Annotated in this window: 17 protein-coding genes; all 17 read right to left on the bottom strand. The window is 45.8% G+C overall.

Going from position 1 to position 19,268, the window contains the following annotated elements; all coding sequences use genetic code 11:
- Positions 1-5: 5 nt before the first annotated feature.
- The gene (locus CLOSA_RS10280; protein WP_013272701.1) at positions 6-1,445 is read right to left on the bottom strand and encodes an HlyD family efflux transporter periplasmic adaptor subunit; all 1,440 of its coding nucleotides are present in this window, start codon (positions 1,443-1,445) and stop codon (positions 6-8) included.
- Between the two features lie 182 nt (positions 1,446-1,627).
- Complete coding sequence (locus tag CLOSA_RS10285; protein WP_013272702.1) at positions 1,628-2,047, bottom strand: hypothetical protein; 420 nt, start codon at positions 2,045-2,047, stop codon at positions 1,628-1,630.
- A gap of 89 nt (positions 2,048-2,136) precedes the next feature.
- Entirely contained in the window at positions 2,137-3,105 is a 969-nt protein-coding gene (locus CLOSA_RS10290) for a D-alanyl-D-alanine carboxypeptidase family protein (RefSeq protein ID WP_013272703.1), read from the bottom strand.
- Positions 3,106-3,119: 14 nt separating this feature from the next.
- Positions 3,120-3,515 (bottom strand): methylglyoxal synthase, encoded by a 396-nt coding sequence (gene mgsA, locus CLOSA_RS10295; protein ID WP_013272704.1) that lies wholly within the window; start codon positions 3,513-3,515, stop codon positions 3,120-3,122.
- A gap of 17 nt (positions 3,516-3,532) precedes the next feature.
- Complete coding sequence (locus tag CLOSA_RS10300) at positions 3,533-4,657, bottom strand: FtsW/RodA/SpoVE family cell cycle protein (RefSeq protein WP_013272705.1); 1,125 nt, start codon at positions 4,655-4,657, stop codon at positions 3,533-3,535.
- 2 nt (positions 4,658-4,659) lie between these two features.
- Entirely contained in the window at positions 4,660-4,938 is a 279-nt protein-coding gene (gene minE, locus CLOSA_RS10305; RefSeq protein ID WP_013272706.1) for a cell division topological specificity factor MinE, read from the bottom strand.
- Between the two features lie 11 nt (positions 4,939-4,949).
- Positions 4,950-5,741, bottom strand: coding sequence for a septum site-determining protein MinD (minD, locus tag CLOSA_RS10310; RefSeq protein WP_013272707.1), 792 nt, complete (start codon positions 5,739-5,741; stop codon positions 4,950-4,952).
- Positions 5,742-5,860: 119 nt separating this feature from the next.
- Positions 5,861-6,526, bottom strand: a complete 666-nt coding sequence (locus tag CLOSA_RS10315; RefSeq protein WP_013272708.1) for a septum site-determining protein MinC — start codon at positions 6,524-6,526, stop codon at positions 5,861-5,863.
- A gap of 20 nt (positions 6,527-6,546) precedes the next feature.
- Positions 6,547-9,411: a penicillin-binding transpeptidase domain-containing protein gene (locus CLOSA_RS10320; RefSeq protein ID WP_041708606.1), complete on the bottom strand. Its 2,865-nt coding sequence runs from the start codon at positions 9,409-9,411 to the stop codon at positions 6,547-6,549.
- Complete coding sequence (mreD, locus tag CLOSA_RS10325) at positions 9,404-9,922, bottom strand: rod shape-determining protein MreD (protein ID WP_041709096.1); 519 nt, start codon at positions 9,920-9,922, stop codon at positions 9,404-9,406. The genes CLOSA_RS10320 and mreD overlap by 8 nt, the downstream gene beginning before the upstream one ends.
- Before the next feature lie 117 nt (positions 9,923-10,039).
- Complete coding sequence (gene mreC, locus CLOSA_RS10330) at positions 10,040-10,957, bottom strand: rod shape-determining protein MreC (protein WP_013272711.1); 918 nt, start codon at positions 10,955-10,957, stop codon at positions 10,040-10,042.
- Positions 10,958-11,653 carry a RadC family protein gene (gene radC / locus CLOSA_RS10335; protein ID WP_013272712.1) on the bottom strand — a complete coding sequence of 232 codons (696 nt, stop codon included), beginning with the start codon at positions 11,651-11,653 and terminating at the stop codon, positions 10,958-10,960. It lies immediately after the preceding gene.
- A gap of 102 nt (positions 11,654-11,755) precedes the next feature.
- Positions 11,756-12,007, bottom strand: a complete 252-nt coding sequence (locus CLOSA_RS10340) for a DUF4321 domain-containing protein (RefSeq protein ID WP_013272714.1) — start codon at positions 12,005-12,007, stop codon at positions 11,756-11,758.
- A gap of 165 nt (positions 12,008-12,172) precedes the next feature.
- Positions 12,173-13,453 (bottom strand): methionine gamma-lyase family protein, encoded by a 1,281-nt coding sequence (locus tag CLOSA_RS10345; protein ID WP_013272715.1) that lies wholly within the window; start codon positions 13,451-13,453, stop codon positions 12,173-12,175.
- On the bottom strand, positions 13,450-14,409 hold the full coding sequence (gene miaA / locus CLOSA_RS10350; protein WP_204593077.1) for a tRNA (adenosine(37)-N6)-dimethylallyltransferase MiaA: 960 nt from the start codon (positions 14,407-14,409) through the stop codon (positions 13,450-13,452). Before miaA ends, CLOSA_RS10345 begins: the two co-directional genes overlap by 4 nt.
- Positions 14,406-16,325 (bottom strand): DNA mismatch repair endonuclease MutL, encoded by a 1,920-nt coding sequence (gene mutL, locus CLOSA_RS10355; RefSeq protein WP_013272717.1) that lies wholly within the window; start codon positions 16,323-16,325, stop codon positions 14,406-14,408. The genes miaA and mutL overlap by 4 nt, the downstream gene beginning before the upstream one ends.
- Positions 16,326-16,496: 171 nt before the next feature.
- A complete protein-coding gene (mutS, locus tag CLOSA_RS10360; RefSeq protein WP_013272718.1) occupies positions 16,497-19,151 on the bottom strand; it encodes a DNA mismatch repair protein MutS in 2,655 nt (884 codons plus the stop codon).
- Positions 19,152-19,268 lie beyond the last annotated feature (117 nt).

Genomic DNA, 19,268 nt, shown 5'->3' on the forward strand with positions numbered 1-19,268 from the left:
ACCTCTTATTTATAGATTAATTCCCCTTCGCTGACAGATTCTGCATTTAAAACGATATGATCGTAAACTGCCAGTCCATAGGTCATGTTCTTTTTCACTGTGTAATATTCATCATTGGAAGCCAGCACATCAATCTGCTTAAAGACAGCGTATCCTTTGTTTATGTTATATACACCCTGAAGGGAAGCGCTTGTCCCGATTTGATACCGCTCCGTGGAATTGGGCTTTACAATATAATCTCCTGCCTTAAAGCCATCTTCCTCTCCCATTTCTATATAGTAATTGTCTCCTTCGGAATAGTAGATCTCTGTGGGTACAAAGACAACGGAGGTTCCGGATTGGGAATAAATTTCCTTGTTAAAACCGGTGGACTGGCTGTCTCCGCCCTGGGTGACATAGTCCATGGGAACCAGGAAAAAATCCTTTTTAGTAACCGCTGTTACAGGGATCTTTAATCCGTCAACCCGGTCCGAAACGATTTCAAAATCAACATATCGGTCAGAAGCAAACTGAACCATGTATTTATCAAAATCCAATTTTCCAAAAGGTTTTCCGTCAGTTCCGGTAAACACGGAAAAGCTTCCTGCGGCTCTTAGATTCCGACCGGAAAATTCTACGGTAAGGCTTGTCTTGTCACCATAGGATTTGCTGTCTTCTTCTGTCATGGGAAACACTACAGACCATAAATCAGAAGTGATGACTTTATAAACGGGAGCGCCCTTTTCTATCAGCTTTCCTGATTTTGTAATGGTCTTAACATATTTGCTGCGGTCAAATACGGTTTCTGAAACGGTAGCCGGCTGAAGCCCTTCATAGGAATCCACTCCATAGGATACAATACCAGCCTTATCTGCTTTTACCTGTTCAAAATTAATGCCTGCCTTGTCCATCTGGTCCCCAAGGTTATCCAGGGCATTAAAATTCATATATTCCATGACCTCGGCTTCCAGAGCATATTTGGTATCATAGACAGAACGGAACTGGTCCGTGTCATAGGTGAGACTGAACGCAGTCAGTTGTTTTTTCAGTTCAGCAAGATTTTCCGGGGTCAGAGTAACTTTTTCCTCTGAATTTTCAGCAAGAAATGATGTGAGATTGCCCGTCTCATCAATGGAATAGACCCGGGTGCCGTTAGATGCACGCTTTCCCTCTCTGACATAGTAATTAACATAACCGGACCGGTCTGCATTCTTTACTTCTTCCTGCCGGAGGATAATTCCCGTGTAATTCTTGTTATTGACGATGCCGCCTTCCTGCACCTCGTAGAACTGAACCTTATCCCTGCGGAAATAAGCGGTAACACTGAACACCATATAAACAAAGATCAGCGCAAAGATGATCATGCCAACATTAATATTCAGAGGCCGCCGGTAACGGATGATCTTTTTATTCTTCTTGGGGCGGGCTGCCCGCTTTAATGGCTGTGGTGCCTTTTGCTTTGCCATCCTGACGCCTCCTTTCCTTCAAAATGCCCATATTTTAGAGGCATAATGATAACCGAAGGATGTATCTCTATTTCTGCCCAAGCTTTCCGGGCATTCCTTTCTAGTATTATAAAAGGAAAACCAAAAAAATTCAAGCAAAACAAAGGGGACTGACCGTTCAGTCCCCTTTTCTTAATGTATAATTATAATGAAACAACCACATTGGCCTTAGCATTCTCAGGCATATTCTCCGCATCCAAGGATACGCTGAGAACAAAGGTTACGTGATACTTTTCACCGATTTTTTCCAAAGTTGCAATGGTCTCAGATATGTCTTCCCCTTCCAGGCAAGCCAGCTTTAAAAAGCTGTCAAAAAACATCATTTCCAAATCATGATCCTGAGATATGATACCACAGATAAAACCTATAAATCCTTCGCTGGATGTAATCGGATACTCATTGACGTTAATGAGGCGGATCTTGTTGCTTAATTCGTACATGTGCTTGGAACTTTTGTCCAGGTAGGCAATGGAACCTGTTGATTCTTTTACAATGGAATTAGCTCTGTCTAACAGATGTTTTGTTTTTCCCTTACCCTTTTTTCCTGCTATTATCTGCACCATAGCAATCTCCTCCTTGCGTTATATAATTTGTATAAAAAGTCTATTCGGATTAATATAATTATAGTACAAATCCATAAGAAAGGCAATGACTATTCCACAATTTTATTCAATATATTTGTCATATTATCGTAGAGGCCTGCATGGTTAGGTGCTTTTAAAACTACGGTAACATACTCCCGCTGAGAGGAATCCGAGCTTCCCATGATCAGACAGCTTCCGGCTGCCTTTGTTGTGCCTGTTTTTCCGCCCAGAACAGTAAGACCCTCCGGCATCTGGCGTTCACCTGTCATGTACCAGTTGGTACCTTTCCAGGTTGCATTGACCGGGCTTCCCGCTCCATCCTGATAGGTGGTGGTGTACTCCGTTGTGGCTATGATCTTGCGAAATTCAGGATATTTCAAAGCCTCGTTAAAAATCAGATACAGGTCATATGCCGTGGTGTAGTGATTTTCATCATTCAATCCGTGGGGATTGAGGAAATGAGTGCCTGTTGCACCGATCTTACCAGCCTCCTCGTTCATCATCTGGGAAAACTGGTCGATTCCTCCGGCTATATGGGTTGCTATGGCAGCTCCGGCATCATTACCGGAGGGAAGCATGAGACCATATAGAAGCTGTTCCATGGTAAGCTTGTCTCCTGGCTTTATTCCGCATAAACTGGCACCGGCTTCTGTAATGACGGCATCTCCGGTTACCGTAACCTCATCGGTTAGGTTTCCGTATTTCAAGGCAATAAGAGCCGTCATGGTTTTAGTGATGCTGGCAGGATAAAGCCGCTCAAAAGGATTCTTTGCAAACAGGACTTTTTTATCTGTCAGGTCAAAGACAGCGGCAGCTTCAGCAGTGACTGCACCATCCTTGCTGGAAGTATCCTCTGACACGATACAGAGATCATGAGCAAAGGGTTCCGACTTGCCTGATACTGCACTGGACTGGTAAAGGGCTGTCCTTTCCGAAAACACATAAGGATTATCTAGGCCCTTGAAACCGGCGCAGCCTGTAAGAAATACGGCACATAATGCAATACAGCCTGATTTGATAAAAACTCTTTTCTTCACGGAATCTACCTCTGTTATTTATACATCTCGCGCCATTCCAAGTCGCCGCGGTCCAGAGACTTAATCAGTAGCTCTGCGGTAGCAAGATTGGTCGCAAGAGGAATGTTGTGCATATCACAGGTGCTCATAATATTTACAATATCCGGTTCGTGAGACTTGGGAGTAAGGGGATCCCTTAAAAAGATAACCAAATCGATCTCATTGTGTTCGATCTGGGATCCCAACTGCTGTTCTCCTCCCAGATGCCCGGCAAGATACTTGTGAACATTTAAGTTTGTGACTTCTTCAATCAAGCGTCCGGTAGTTCCTGTCGCATATAACATGTGTTTACTTAAAATTCCCCTGTAAGCAATGCAGAAATTCTGCATAAGTTTTTTCTTTGAATCATGTGCAACTAATCCTATATTCATGACGATATACCTCCTTATTAATTACCGATTTTGCGCTGCAGACCAACATTCAGAACCAGCCCCATACCCATAAAGATACTGATGAGCGAACTGACTCCCGAACTGATAAAGGGGAGAGGAAGGCCTGTATTGGGAAATATCTGTGTTGCCACGGCGATATTGGCAAAGGCCTGGAAGCCGATCAGAGCTGCCATGCCGGTACAAATCAGTTTTCCTGACATATCCTTGGATTTGGATGCCAAATAAAGACATTCAAATACAACCAAACCTATAAGAACAATGACGATAACGCTGCCTCGAAATCCCATCTCTTCGCCGATGATGGCAAAAATAAAGTCGGTTTCCCCGGCTGATAAGAAATTTCCATCTTTCACCGATGCAATGGTTGTATTAAAAAGTCCCTTTCCTTGTAGCTGTCCGGAACTGATTGCCATAATTGAATTTTTTTGCTGGTACAGATTTTCTGCATATTGCTCTGCATGAGGATAAATCCATGCAAGGATACGCCGTGCCTGATAATCATGAATAAAAGGGATCATCCCTTTTGTCAGCAAAAATATGAAAAGCGCTCCTGCCGGTATTGCCACAGCAAGGACGCCGCCTATCCATCGATAACTGATTCCTGCGGAAAACACCATGCACAGGATAATAATGATAACCACAAGGCTGGTAGACAGATTTGGTTCCGCTAAAATCAGACCAATGGGAATGGCCGCAAGCAAGGCGGCCAAGCCGATCATAATCGGCGTGTTCATCCTTTCCTGGTATTTGTTCCAATACCAGGAAAAGAACACGATTAATCCGATTTTCACAAATTCGGACGGCTGTATCCGTCCAATACCTGGAAGGTTGATCCACCTGGTGGCCCCTCCGGCTGTATGTCCCATGACAAGTACGGCACCCAGCAAAATTATGCAGGCTGCGTAATCCAGAGCATATAGCTTAATAAGTTTATGATAGTCTATGATGGAAAGCCCGATAGCCAGGGCAAATCCCACCATTACGCCGATCATCTGTTTTGTCACAGTGCCGGAATCCTGGTTGGAGGCGCTTGCCACCACAAGAATCCCAATAACAGACAGTGACAGCATGTACAAAACTAACCGGTAATTAAAATATTTAAAATTGTAGTCAAAAAACATAATCAGTATATCCCCTTATCAGGCACATCGCGAATGGGTATGTTAGCATAAAGCACCGGTATAAATCGTTCGCAATCCGGCTGTTTCAGTTTTTTCATCTGTATCTCTATTCTGTCGGAATCTATATCCATGTATCTTGAAACGACACGGACCATATCGTCTTTTATCATCTGCATGATCTCAGGAGAACAGTCTGCCTTGTCCGCAACCAGCAAAAGTTTCAGACGATTTCTTGCAATTTCTCCTGAATTCTTCTTACCGAATACAGGAAACAGGCTCATATCACACCCTCCTATGCTCTCTTTAAGAGATGGGAGAGTTTAAAAAACAGGCCTTCACGAACGGCCGGATTATGAAGAGGCACGTTTTCCCCGGTAATCCGCCTGCAGATATCCATATAGGCCTGTCCGGCCGGAGTTCCCATACCAACAAGGGGTTCTCCCTGGTTTGAGGAAATGACGATATCCTCGTCATCCGGCACGGCACCGATAATATCAACGGCAAGAATGTCCATGACGTCATCAAGAGACATCATGTCTCCTCTTTTCACCATATCCGCCCGGATCCGGTTTACGATGAGTTCGATGGTTCCCATGTCAGCGGCCTCTAAAAGCCCGATGATCCGGTCTGCATCCCGGATGGCGGAAACCTCCGGAGTGGTAACAACAATGGCTCTGTCAGCGCCTGCAATGGCGTTTTGAAAGCCCTGTTCAATGCCTGCCGGACAATCCAGCAGGATATAATCAAAGTCTTCTCTTAAATCCTCCACCAGCTTCACCATCTGTCCTGGGGTGACTGCTGTCTTGTCCCTGGTTTGGGCCGAGGGAAGCAAAAATAAGTTGGGGTATCTTTTGTCTTTTATCAGGGCCTGCTTCATACGGCAGTTACCTTCTACCACGTCTACTAAGTTGTAGACAATGCGGTTTTCCAGACCCATAACAACATCCAGGTTCCGAAGTCCGATATCCGTATCAATCAAGACTACTTTTTTACCCAGAATTGCAAGTCCGGTACCAACATTAGCAGAGGTTGTCGTTTTGCCTACCCCGCCTTTTCCAGAAGTGATTACGATGATTTCGCTCATATCATATCCTCCTGATTTTTAGGTATAATTTACTCGACAATGTCAGTCGAAATACCTCCTGAATAAAGTAAATTATCCGTTCGATAAGCCAAAGGCCGATCAAACCACCTTTTTATATTCTACCTTAATTTTTGGAATATTTCCACACTTTTTTTCATTGGTTTGATTATGACTTTGTTATTTTCCATAAAAGCCTTCATAGGACCCCGGCCCAGGCGCTTGCCTCTTCCGTCAAGGCCTGAGGTACAGTCTGCAATCCGCAGTTGAATGGGAGCCATATCCAAAGCCGTGATAAGCGCTCCCCTGTTGCCTGCCACACCTGCGCAGACGGTACCGGAAAGCTTTCCAAGGACAATAACATTGCCCTTGGCCAAAACCTTTGCTCCCCTGCATACATCACCGATGATCACAATGCTGGCTTCGGATTCCAAAGTCTCTCCGCTTTGCAAATTGCCTTTAAAGAACTGTCCTGTCTGGCAGGACAACTCCATAAGTTTCTCGTTCAGTGCTTTTTCGCATCGCTCCATGCGGTTTACATCTGTATCAACCAGGCATATGATTTCCACATTGGAATTTTCCGTGATCTGGTTGATGATTTCAAATTCTTCTTCGGAAGTCAGTTCCCGTCCCTCCAGGGTCAGAGTCATTTGTACGGATCCCCAGAATTTCGCATGATCCCCGAATTTTTTCCCGATATCAGAAAGAAGCTGAGGAAAGGGGATGTCTGGGTCCAGGATGACAGTCATACCTGCTCTGTTGCTTTTAATTACTACGGTATTATGCATCATATCACCTCTTATCCTAGTTAATCGCGAATGTTGACCTTCGCTGCATCCAGGGCGCCGGCATTTATAATGGATTCTAAGTCCGTGTAGCCATAATAATACTTATAGACATTCTTCGCAATATTGGCGGCGTTGGATGATGAATAGCCATACGGAATATTCACGGTAACACAGATTTCCGGATTGTCATATGGCGCATAAGAAATAAAGAATGCGTGGTTGGGTTTGTTGCGGGCCTCCTGGGCGGTACCGGTCTTACCGGCAATTTCCACTTCAAGATCTGAAAACAGCCTTTTACTTGAACCATTGGTAATCACTTCTCTCATTCCTTGTTGTACAGTATCCCACGTTGAAGCCGCCGCGTCAATATGAGAAGAAATCTTAGGGGTATAATCTTGTATCAGATTGCCTTCAGAATCCGTTGTCTTGTCCAATAAACTTAGTTCAAACACGGTTCCCCGGTTTGCAATGGCTGAAACATATCTGGAAAGCTGGACGTTGGTATAAGCGTGGCTTCCCTGTCCCATGGCAGAACGCTCCGGTGCTTCTTTGGAAATCTGGGGATCCAGCTCTGCAATCTCCACTCCGGATTTATGATCCAGACCGAACATGGCAGCATACTTCCTTAAGACATCAAGTCCTAAGTCAGGAGAATATACTCCGCTGGCATCTGTTGATAAACGGTGACCAAGATCGGCAAAGAAAAAGTTACAGGAATTTTCAATTCCCCCTACAATGTTTAAGGGTCCATGCTGACCGGAATAGATCCAGCATTTAATGGGCGGTTCCACATCCGTGTAAATACCGGTACAGTTAATGGTTTCGTCCGTTGTAACAGCATGTTCTTCCAGAGCGGCAACCGCAGTGATAGGCTTAAACGTAGAACCAGGCGCCTTTCTTGTCTGGGTGGCATTGTTGTACAAAGGAAGGGACAAATCCGCCTGAAGCTGGCTGAAATAGCTGCCGTCACCAATCCGGTTGTTGTCATATCCAGGGTAAGAAACAAGGGCGAGCACCTCTCCGGTTTTATCGTTTGTAACCACCACACCTGCATTACAGGGAGTTAAAGCCAACTGGGCAGGTGTGATTTCCAGGGTGGACAGCTTTTTGATCAGGAAAGCGTAGGCATCACCTGTAGCCCTCAGCTCTGCGGCATCCTGTCCATTGTCCTGCAGTACGCCCTGGTCGTATAAAGCAAGGCATAGTTCCTGACCCGTGATAACCTCGTCATTGATCAGATAACGGTATATTTTTTTGGTAAAATTCCGGTCCTCCTTTAAATTGTCCAGCACATACCCGATAAGGGCTTTAAATGTGTCGTCCGCACTGGAATATTTAGCACCGGTTTCCAGCTTGGTGGTGTCCACCCAGCCATTGGCAATTCCATAATATAAATAGTCTCTTAAGCTGATTTCATCTGTTTTCCAGGCCTGATATTCTCCGCTGGAGGTATCAATGGCGTCTTCCTTGATGATTCCCACGGTAGGACCGGAAAGATAGGTGTAAATATAAAACATATAGGCTTTCATGTCTTCTGAAAGATCTTTCATAGCCGTGGCATGAGTGCTCATCAGCTCATTGTTTAAATTGTTGAAAATCTGCTGCTGGGAAGACATATATTTACGGTATATGTTTTTTTCAGTTTCAGAGGCATCCTCCTCTTCCATTTCCTTCAGGGAAAGAACATTGTTGTTGATCAGCTGATAATAGGCATCCTTAACGGGGATCTTCATATTGGAACCGTCAGTGGTGGTGCCCGCACGGTAATCCCCGTTCACTATGGTCTTAATTAGAACTCCGGCTAAGGACTGTTCGATCAGATGGTAAATGCCTTTCTGAAGATCGGCATCCAGGGTCAGATATACGTCGTTCCCGGCGGATGCATCGGTTTCATCCTTTGTTTCACGGATTCTTCCTACACTGTCCTTGTAAATAGTCTTTTTCCCTTTTGTGCCCTGAAGCTCATGCTCCATGGTATATTCGATTCCTGTACGTCCTACGATGTCATTAATATCATAATCATCTTTCTTTTTCTGCAGGCCCTCCAGCTGATCCTCAGGGACCTTACCGGTATAGCCGATGACAGGTGCAAAGGGAATGCTGTCATTGTATGCCCGGATGGTGGTTTCCTCCACATTCACTCCCTGCATCTCCCCGATGTGCTCCAGAATATCCGCTACGGTTTCATCAGAAACCTGGCTGGCCACTGTAGTCGCTTCATATTTGCGGTAAGACATGAGGCGAAGAGCATATTTTATGTTGATGATGTCCAGGGCCTCCTGGTCTGTCAGATTAATGGCATTTCCATCCGGATCCTTCATATCTGACAGGCCGTTGTCCTTACAAGCCCGGTCAAACAGCTCTCTGGCACTTAAATTGGAGGGAAAGGAGCCCTTTGCATCATCTAGGTCTTCCACCTTTTTCAGGCCGTAATAGTCCCTGAGAAAACGCTTTCTGGAGGACTCAGAGGAAGATGTATAAACCATATCGCCGTTGGAATCAATGGCGACCTCAAATTTTCCTTGTATGGTTTCCCCGTGCCTTTCTAAGATCTGCACCAGTCTTAAGTACATGCTGTTTCTTGCGGAGGAGTTTTTATAAACTCCCGTATCTTGTACGGTTACGGAATAGGCCAGTTTGTTATAAGCCAGGACTTTGCCGTTCCGGTCATAGACATTACCTCTTGTTCCGGCCGTTGTAATGGTTTGCTCCGTAAGCTGCAAATATTCATTAAGAGCCTCTTCACCATTGACAATCTGCATGCTGAATAGTTTATTTATCAAACCTGCGTACATGAAAAAGCAGATGGTTCCAAGTATAAAAAGCCGGGAAGATACCGCTTTTTTAAAATAATCCTTTATGATGTCTAATAAATCACTAAACAATTGCTGAATCACCTCTTTTTCCTATCTCTTCCAAATGCCGGTTCAAAATCAGGAATACCCGGTAAAGAAGCAGGGTAGTTACAACGGTAAATATGATTTCCGGAAGCATCAGATTGATAAAATAATAACCAACCCTGAGTTTCTGGCGGATCAGGAACCGGAAAACATAAATATAGAGGTTGTAAGCCAATTCATTGAGTACGCTTAGGATCAGGGGCAGTGTAATATAATCTTCATAATAGTATTTCGTGCAGATTCCATTGATATATCCCACATAAATGAAAATCAGGGTGTAAAAGCCAAAAGGTCCGCTGTAAAATAAATCCATGAGCAGTCCGGCCAAAAGCCCGTAATACATCCCAGCTTCTTTTCCATGCATAAAGCCAAAAGAAAAGGTGAGGATCAAAAGCAGGTTGGGAGATGCCGATAAAAATGGCAGCAACGGAAATATACAGTTTTGAATGGTAAATGCCAATATAATCATCAGCACGTTAAAAAGAATCCGTCTCATGCTATTCCTTTCCTTAATCTTGTCCATGTTTTTTGGACATAAAGGGATGCCCCAGGGTGTTTCCTTAATCTTGTCCATGTTTTTGGACATAAAGGGATGCCCCCCAGGATACCTCTCCTACCGGGAAGCGCTTTCTGCTGTGTCTGCCTCAGAAGAAGCTGTTTCTGGAACAGAGGTTTCCCCCTTGGAGGAGTCTTCTTCCTTCATCATGTCTGATTTCAGTTCTGTGATGACTAGAACCTCCTGCAGACTGTCAAACTTTGCGGCAGGAATCAGATAACCTGATTTAGTAACGTTGTTGGTATCATTGGTGATTTCAGATGCATACCCGATCAGTATGCCGGGAAGAAATACGGAACTGATGTTGGAGGTCACGATCTTATCGCCATCCTTTAGATCGCTTTCCTTTAATACATTGGTGATCCGGAGTCTTCCTTCCTTAAACAGGGTTAAGTCACCGGCAACGATACAGCTGTTTCCGGACTGCATGGCCATGCCGCTGACACGGCTGGAATCATCAATAATGGAACGGACGGTTGCATAATTAGCACCCACATCGGTGACAATGCCAACCAGGCCGCCTCCGGCCACCACATTCATGTCCGGGGCAATGCCATCCTTTGAACCCTTGTCGATACGGAATACCTGAAACCAGTTGCTTGAGTCATTGGCAATGACTCTGGCTCCCACCTTTGGATATTGGCCATATTCCTGATCCAGGCTGTAAAGCTGGCGAAGCCGTATTAATTCAAATTCCTCCGCCTGAAGCCTGGTATTCTCCTCTGTCAGCTGCGTAATGATCTCCTTCATTTCCTTATTTTCATTCAAAGCATCATGAAGCTTTGTATAATCCATAATTTCATCATAAATGGCCGACCCTGCCGCATTGACGCCTGATTGTACGGGGATCAGAAAATACCCCACTCCGGTACGAAGAGGTGTCAGCCATTCATCATGAATGGAGGTAAGCCCGATCAACAGGACACAAAATACTGTTAAAGCAATAAGAACATATTTGCTGCGCTTTGATTCCATCTATAAGATTCCCCGTTCCTTCAAACTGATATAGGAATTATCTCCTATGATAATGTGGTCCAACAGCCGGATGCCAACCAGGTCCCCTGCTTCCTTTACCCTGCGGGTGAAGCTTAGGTCTTCCCTGCTGGGAGACGGATCCCCGCTTGGATGGTTATGGACCAGTACCAGGCTTACTGCATGATACTTCATAGCCTCAATGAAAATCTCCCTGGGAGAAACAGCGGATGCATTCACCGTTCCCTGAGAGATCATGATATCCCTTATAAGGGATCCTTTTGTATTCAGGAGCGCAATATAAACCAGCTCCTGTTCCTTATGACGCATGTCTTCCACAAAGTAATTTACAATATCAAGGGGCCTGCAAAAGTTTGTTCCCTGGGAAAGGGCTGTCCTCTTCCAGATGCGTCTTGAAAGCTCTCCCACGCATAAAAGCTGGGCACCCTTAACGGCTCCGATTCCCTTGACTGACATAAGCTCCGGCATTGAAAGATGCAAAAGCCCTAAAATACCCTCTTTGGGATAATTTAAGGCCAGTATCTTCTGTGCCAGCGCCAGGGAGTTGTACTCCTTAGAACCTGTGCGGATGATAATAGATAAAAGCTCCGCATCGCTTAAGCCTTCCGGCCCTTCTTTTAAACACTTTTCATAGGGCCGTTCATCCGTAGGGATGTCTTTCATCGTTATTCGTTTCATATGCCTCCTGACCGTTACTCTCCAGGCACGTTAAAAAGGACATATGTAGGGGAAAGCGGCTATTGGCAATCCGCTTTGCTACCTGCTCATGAACGCAGGCGTTCATATTAACCGATACGTAATGAGGGCTGCCGCCACTCCTATAATGCCAGCCATGGTAATTTTTATATTGATGCCAAAGGTAATTACCAGAATGCCGAAATTGATTACCAGAGGGGTATCAAATCCAAAGGATTGTCCAGCGTTCAGCCAGGACAGCCAGGAAATACCCCCTGCCAGATCTCCGACAAAGCCTCCGAGAACCACTCCGGCCAGCATAAGAAGAAGCAGTACCCAGCAGTTTTTGTATTTCATCTGCTATGTTACCTCTTTTGGTTTTATGACAGGATTGTCCATACCTATCAGATTATTCTAACATAGTTTTCCAGTTGTGTATACCGTTTTTTAACATTTTGCCTCCAAGGTCTGTGCAGGAGCTGATCCTGTATAAAATCCCAAGCAGCAGGTAGGAATTTAAACTCACAAACGGATCAAACCGGCCTCCAAAAGCTTTTGTACGGACATTAAAATCCCCAGCTTTGCGTGATACCAGGTAAGACCTCCCTGGAAATAAACCGCATAAGGCGGTTTGATCGGGCCGTCAGCGCTCAATTCAATGGATGAGCCTTGAACAAAGGCACCGGCAGCCATGATAACGGGAGCATCATACCCCGGCATATCCCATGGTTCCGGGGTGACAAAGCTGTCAACAGGGGCTGCTGCCTGGATACCCTGACAAAATGCTATTACTCCTTCCGGCTTCCCGAAGGTAACAGCCTGGATAATGTCGTGGCGGGACTGGGAACCGTCAGGAACCACGGAAAATCCCAGCTTTTCATAGACATTGGCGGCAAAAACAGCTCCCTTTAAGGCTCCGGCCACTACGGTTGGGGACAAAAACAATCCCTGGAAAAAAGGCTGGTTAAGTCCCAGCGTAGCCCCGACTTCCTTTCCAAGACCAGGTGCCGTCAGCCGGTAGGAAGCCCGGTCGATGAGATCAGACCTTCCGGCGATGTAGCCGCCGATGGGAGCAATGCCTCCTCCTGGATTCTTTATGAGAGAACCAACTACCATATCGGCTCCCACGTCAGACGGCTCCAGCCGTTCTACAAATTCCCCGTAGCAGTTATCAACCATACAAACGACATCAGGTTTCAGCTTTTTGATGAAAGAAATCAGTTCTCCGATCTGGGAGACCGAAAATGTGGGACGGGTATCATATCCTTTGGAACGCTGGATGGTAACCAGCTTTGTTTTCTCGTTTACCGCCTTTTTTATGGATTCGTAGTCAAACGTTCCATCTTTCAGAAGGTCCACCTGCCGGTAAACCACTCCATATTCTTTTAAGGAGCCTGTACTGTCCCTGATGCCGATTACTTCCTCCAGGGTATCATAGGGCTTTCCCACCGGTGAGAGAAGTTCATCACCGGGACGGAGATTTCCGGAAAGTGCAACGGTCAGGGCATGGGTTCCGCTGATCAGGTTGGGCCTTACCAGCGCGCTTTCCGTATGGAACACACTGGCATAAACCGCTTCTAAGGTGTCCCGGCCCAGATCGTTATAGCCATAGCCAGTGGTTGCAGCAAAGTGGATGTCGCTGACCCGGTTGTCCTGCATGGCTTTGATGACCTTCATCTGATTATACTCAGCCGTTTCGTCAATTTCCTTAAAGCGTTCTGTTAGGGATTCTTCCATCTCTTTCCCCAGTGCCATTACCTGGCTGCTGATTCCCAGGCTTTCATACATTGCATTGATATTCATTGTTTATTATTCTCCAATCCGTACATCTCATAGGTGTCCTGTAAAATTCTTTCAAGCACCTGATCCAGGTCATTATTAAAATCCGGAAGGTTCAGCCATCTTACATCCTGTTCCCGTTTAAACCAGGTAATTTGCCGCTTGGCAAAATGCCTGGTGTCCCGTTTCAGCACATAAACAGCCTCCTCCAAGGTGTGTATCCCCTGCAAATAATCCAGGATTTCCTTATAGCCAAGGCCCTGCATGGAAACCATGTCCCTGGTCAAGCCAAGGTCCTTTAAATGCATTACCTCTTCCACTAATCCCTGCTCCAGCATCAAATCCACACGCTGGTCAATCCTCTCATAAAGGCGGGCACGGTCAGTATTTACTACATAATAAAGGAAATCATAAGGAGACTTTTTCAACCGTTCCCTTTTGTTATGCACCGAAATCCGTTCTCCTGTCTGCCGGTAATATTCAATAGCCCGGATCACCCGTTTTATATTGTTTTCATGAATCTCAGCGGCGGAATCAGGATCAATATCTTTAAGAAGGCCGTGAAGAACCCCTGCTCCCCTCTCCTGCCCCAGCTTTTCCAGCTCCCTGCGTATGGAGCTGTCTTCTCCGTTTTCCGTAAAATCAATATCATAAAGAAGGGCCTGGATGTAAAAGCCGGTACCGCCGGTCACAATAGGGATATGGCCATGGGAATCGATTTTTTCCATGGCTTCCATAGCCATTTTTTGAAAAACCGTTACATTAAATTCCTCCTCCGGATTGAGGACATCAATAAGGTAATGGGGAACGCCTTCCATTTCTTCTCTGGTGATTTTTGCAGAACCGATATCCATATGGCGGTATACCTGCATGGAATCAGCGCTTATAATCTCACCTCCGATTGCTTTTGCAAGTCGGATAGAAAGGGCGGTTTTTCCCACTGCGGTCGGCCCGGTTATTATAATCAACGGTTTCATTATAAGATCCTCTTAAATTTTTTCTCTAATTCATATTTACTCATGGAAATGATGGTTGGCCTTCCGTGTGGGCAGGCATAGGGATTTTCCAGGTTTAACAGCTGGTCAATAAGTTCATTGGCTTCCGCCGCAGATAAGCGGTGTCCTCCCTTTACAGCTGCCTTACAAGACAAGGAGGCGACCTTTTCATAAATAATATCCGGGCTATGGGATGAGCCATCTTCGGACAATCCATCAATCATCTCAATGAGGAGTTCTTTTTTTGCAATGGAAAACAGGTTGGCAGGAACTCCTCTGACTGCATATTCCCTGCCGCCAAAGGGTTCGATTTCAAAACCTATGTCTGTAAAATATTTCAGATGACGTTTTAATAAAGCCTCTTCATTCTGGTTTAATGTCAGGATAATAGGCGGGCTTACCAGCTGGGAAAGGTATTCCTTACTCTTTAGTGTTCCCATGGTTTTTTCATATAAAACCTTTTCATGGGCAGCATGCTGGTCAATGATGTACAGCTGTTCATGAAACTCCACCAGCCAGTAGGTATCGAACACCTGTCCGATGAGCTTATGCATGGACCTGGCTTTCGGTTCCAGAAGTTTGCCGTCAAACAGATCCAACTGCTCAGTTTTTTCTTCCTGCTTTGAGACCGCGGGGACCGGCGGGACCTCCTGCTGACTGTCAATGTCCGGTGCTTTTGGCTTTAACCAGTTATCCCCCAGTTCATCCCTTTCCATTAGAAGAGAGGCCGGAGGAGGCGTCAATCTTTTGGGGAACGGAATGGATAGCTCCTTATTTTCCAGTGCAGCAGCTTGCTGCTCTATGGCCATAAGCCGCCGCTTTTCAAACGGCTCCGGGCTTGGCTCATGTTTTTTTTCCAAAAAGCCCTTTTTTTCCTCTGCCTTCTTCTCCAGCTTCACCTCAGGAATCAGCTCTTTGTGGGCCAAAGCACTTGAAACCGCCTGATAGACCATGTGATAGATCATTTCCCCATCCCGGAACCGAAGCTCCATCTTGGTGGGATGAACATTCACATCAAGCATTTCCGGATCAATGGAAAAATGAAGCATGGTAAATGGATATTTATGCTGCATCATAAACGGCTTGTAAGCTTCTTCAATCGCTCTGGAGATAATGCTGCTTTTGATATACCTGCCGTTGATGAAATAATTTTCATAATTTCGGTTACCTCTGGATATTACCGGCTTTCCTATGTAGCCGTGAATGGAAACTTCCGGTTTTTTTACGGTTACCTCAAGAAGGTTTGCAGCAATTTCCCGGCCAAAAACAGTGTATACAATATCCTTTAGGTTGTGGTTTCCAGAGGTATGAAGCTTGTTCTGGTTATTCTGGATAAAGCGTATGGAAACCTCCGGATGGGACAAGGCCAGCTTTTCCACCAGTTCTGCTACATGAGCGCCTTCCGTCATGGGGGTTTTTAAAAATTTCTTTCTGGCGGGAGTGTTATAAAATAAATTCCTGGCTATAAATGTGGTCCCTTCAGGCGCTCCGACCTCCTCCATGGACCGTTCCTGCCCCCCGTCGATCTGATATCTGGTTCCCGTAAGCCCAATGCTGGTTTTGGTAATCAGCTCCACCTGGGAAACCGCGGCGATGCTTGCAAGGGCCTCGCCACGGAATCCAAGAGAGGAAACGGTAAATAAATCTTCTACAGATTTGATCTTGCTTGTAGAATGGCGAAGAAAGGCCAGTGATACTTCCTCTTTGGGGATACCGCAGCCATTGTCAGTTACCCGGATCAAGGAGGTCCCCCCTTCCTTGATCTCTACGGTGACTGCGGTGGCTCTGGCATCAATGGCGTTTTCCAAAAGCTCCTTAACAACAGAAGCAGGACGTTCTATGACCTCTCCTGCAGCTATTTTGTTGATGGTGTTTTGATCCAGTACAGTTATATTCGGCATGGCACCTGCTCCTTTCCGCTTGTCTGCCCATGCTTACTGGGCATAAAGGTATGCCCGCAGGGTGTTTCCGCTTGTCTGCCCATGCTTACTGGGTATAAAGGTATGCCCGCAGGGTGTTTCCGCTTGTCTGCCCCTTATTATCGGTGTAAAGGTATGCCTGCAGGGTGTTTCCTACTGCCAGCGGTTCTTAAGTTTTGTCTGCAGACGGTATAAAATATTGAGTGCATCAATAGGAGTCATATTTCCCAGCTCCAGTTCGCCCAATTCCTTGATAATGTCGTCATCTTTTACAGTATCAAACAGGGACATCTGCTGTAAATCCACTTCATCAGGCTTTGGAACAACCTTTCTCTGGATGATATTGGCGTTGATCCCGGCAATTTCCCTGGCCTTGGCTGTAATGTCCGCATCGCTTAATTCTGCCAGCAGCTCCTTTGCCCTGACAATCACGGAATCCGGTACGCCGGCCAGTTTTGCCACCTGGACGCCGTAGCTTTTATCGGCTCCTCCTTTTATGATCTTTCTTAAGAAAACAATATCATCGCCCTGTTCCTTTACGGCAATGCAGTAATTATTTACCCCGCTCATGGTGCCTTCCAGCTCGGTAAGCTCATGGTAATGAGTGGCAAACAGGGTTTTCGCTCCCAGGATTTTGGGGTTGCTGATGTGTTCTACCACGGCCCATGCAATGCTTAAGCCGTCAAAGGTGCTGGTGCCCCGGCCAATCTCATCCAGAACAATCAGGCTGTTTTTGGTGGCATTCCGAAGAATGTTGGCCACCTCCGTCATCTCCACCATGAAGGTACTCTGACCGGATGCCAGGTCATCAGAAGCACCTACACGGGTGAAAATGCGGTCACAGATTCCGATATTAGCTTCCTCTGCAGGAACAAAGCTTCCGATCTGGGCCAGAAGAACGATCAGGGCGGTCTGGCGCATATAGGTGGACTTACCAGCCATATTGGGGCCGGTGATAATGGATACCCGGTTTTTTCCGTTGTCAAGATAGGTATCGTTGGAAACAAACAGGTCGTCCCGCATCATCTTTTCCACCACTGGATGACGTCCGTTTTTTATATCAATCAATCCCTTTTCATTGATCTGCGGCTTGACATAGTTGTTTCTAGTGGCAACAGAGGACAGGGAGGTGAGAACATCAATTCCCGCGATAGCCCTGGCTGTCTTCTGGATCCGGAGAACCTGGTCTGCTACGGAATCCCGGACTTGGCAAAATAAGCTGTATTCCAGGGAAAACAGCTTATCCTCAGCGCCAAGTATCACATTCTCAAGTTCCTTTAACTGGTCGGTAGTGTAGCGCTCTGCATTGGCAAGAGTCTGCTTGCGGATAAAATAATCCGGTACAAGGTCCTTAAAGGAATTGGTTACTTCAAAATAGTAGCCGAATACTTTATTGAATTTCACCTTCAGGTTCTTGATCCCTGTTTTTTCTTTTTCCTGAGATTCTAAGTCAGCCAGCCAGTTCTTGCCCTCAGTTTTGGCGCTGCGCAGTTTATCGGCTTCCTCATGGAAACCGTCCCTGATGATCCCGCCGTCCCTTAAAGTCACCGGCGGATCGTCAATAATGGCACGGCCGATCAATTCCCTTACATCTTCTAAGGGATCCAGTTCCCCCCATAAGTCCTTCAGCATATCGCTGGAAAATTCTTTTAAAAGATTCTTAATGTGAGGAAGCATTTCCAGAGAGCTTTTAAATGCAATTAAATCTCTTGGATTGGCTGTTTTGTAGCTGATACGCCCGATCAGACGTTCCAGGTCATAGATGGGGTTTAAATATTCGCAGATCTCTTCTCTGGATATAAAACTCATGTTCAGCTCTTCAATGGCATTCTGGCGCTTTGTGATTTCCGGTTTATGGATCAGAGGCTGTTCAATATATGTACGGAGCATTCTTGCACCCATGGCCGTTTTCGTCCGGTCCAGGACCCAGAGAAGGCTTCCTCTTTTCTGCTTTTCCCTAAGGGTCTCCAGAAGCTCCAGATTCCGTCTGGTAGACGTGTCAATGATCATATACTGCCCGGTGGAATAAGGAGTAATGGTGGTTATATGGGAAAGGCTGCTTTTCTGGGTTTCGTACATGTACTCCATAACGGCCCCGGCAGCTATGACTCCGTTGTCATAATCTTCCAATCCAAGTCCCGCAAGTGCGCCTACCTTGAAGTGTTCTTTAAGAATTTTCCGGCAGACTTCATCGGAAAAGAAATGATGATCCAGAGATGAAATGACCGCATGATGACGGTTTTTTATTTCCTCAATATCCACTCCCGAAACATAAAACGCTTCATTGCAGATGATTTCGGAGGGAGTAAATTTATTGATCTCATCTGTCAGCTCCCGTTCCGATTCAACCTCGGTCACAAGAAAATCCCCGGTGCTGATATCCGCAACTGCAATTCCAAAGGTTTCGCCGATGTAGACAATTCCCATGAGGTAATTGTTTTTTGATTCATCAAGGGCCTGGGCGCTTGTGATGGTTCCAGGTGTTACCACACGGATGACTTCACGCTTTACCAGTCCTTTGGCTAGCCTGGGATCTTCCATCTGCTCGGCAATGGCAACTTTGTAGCCTTTTTGCACAAGGCGGTTTAAATAGGTATCAACGGCATGGTAAGGAACGCCGCACATAGGTGCCCGTTCCTCCAGTCCGCATTCTTTTCCGGTTAAGGTAATTTCCAGCTCTTTTGACACGGTAACCGCATCATCAAAAAACATTTCATAAAAGTCTCCCAGCCTGTAAAACAGGATACAGTCCGGGTATTCCTTCTTTGTTTCCATATAATGAGTCATCATTGGTGACAATCCAGCCATGTTCTTTTACTTCCTCTTTTCTATATACCGCCCCTGTTTTTTTGCAGAGCCCATGGCTTTGCCGGGTGTAATGGTATGCCCATAGGGCGTTTCTTTTGTAATTACCGGAAGTAAAGA

This window comes from [Clostridium] saccharolyticum WM1, assembly GCF_000144625.1.
In the GTDB taxonomy this organism is placed as follows: Bacteria; Bacillota; Clostridia; order Lachnospirales; family Lachnospiraceae; genus Lacrimispora; species Lacrimispora saccharolytica.

Coding starts and splice junctions, on each gene's coding strand:
- CLOSA_RS10285 (WP_013272702.1), bottom strand. CDS start 2,047: ATGGTGCAGATAATAGCAGGAAAAAAGGGTAAGGGAAAAACAAAACAT.
- CLOSA_RS10345 (WP_013272715.1), bottom strand. CDS start 13,453: ATGAATATCAATGCAATGTATGAAAGCCTGGGAATCAGCAGCCAGGTA.
- CLOSA_RS10340 (WP_013272714.1), bottom strand. CDS start 12,007: ATGAAATACAAAAACTGCTGGGTACTGCTTCTTCTTATGCTGGCCGGA.
- CLOSA_RS10315 (WP_013272708.1), bottom strand. CDS start 6,526: ATGCATAATACCGTAGTAATTAAAAGCAACAGAGCAGGTATGACTGTC.
- mutL (WP_013272717.1), bottom strand. CDS start 16,325: ATGCCGAATATAACTGTACTGGATCAAAACACCATCAACAAAATAGCT.
- radC (WP_013272712.1), bottom strand. CDS start 11,653: ATGAAACGAATAACGATGAAAGACATCCCTACGGATGAACGGCCCTAT.
- mgsA (WP_013272704.1), bottom strand. CDS start 3,515: ATGAATATAGGATTAGTTGCACATGATTCAAAGAAAAAACTTATGCAG.
- CLOSA_RS10300 (WP_013272705.1), bottom strand. CDS start 4,657: ATGTTTTTTGACTACAATTTTAAATATTTTAATTACCGGTTAGTTTTG.
- mreD (WP_041709096.1), bottom strand. CDS start 9,922: ATGAGACGGATTCTTTTTAACGTGCTGATGATTATATTGGCATTTACC.
- CLOSA_RS10280 (WP_013272701.1), bottom strand. CDS start 1,445: ATGGCAAAGCAAAAGGCACCACAGCCATTAAAGCGGGCAGCCCGCCCC.
- minD (WP_013272707.1), bottom strand. CDS start 5,741: ATGAGCGAAATCATCGTAATCACTTCTGGAAAAGGCGGGGTAGGCAAA.
- mutS (WP_013272718.1), bottom strand. CDS start 19,151: ATGGCTGGATTGTCACCAATGATGACTCATTATATGGAAACAAAGAAG.
- minE (WP_013272706.1), bottom strand. CDS start 4,938: ATGAGCCTGTTTCCTGTATTCGGTAAGAAGAATTCAGGAGAAATTGCA.
- mreC (WP_013272711.1), bottom strand. CDS start 10,957: ATGGAATCAAAGCGCAGCAAATATGTTCTTATTGCTTTAACAGTATTT.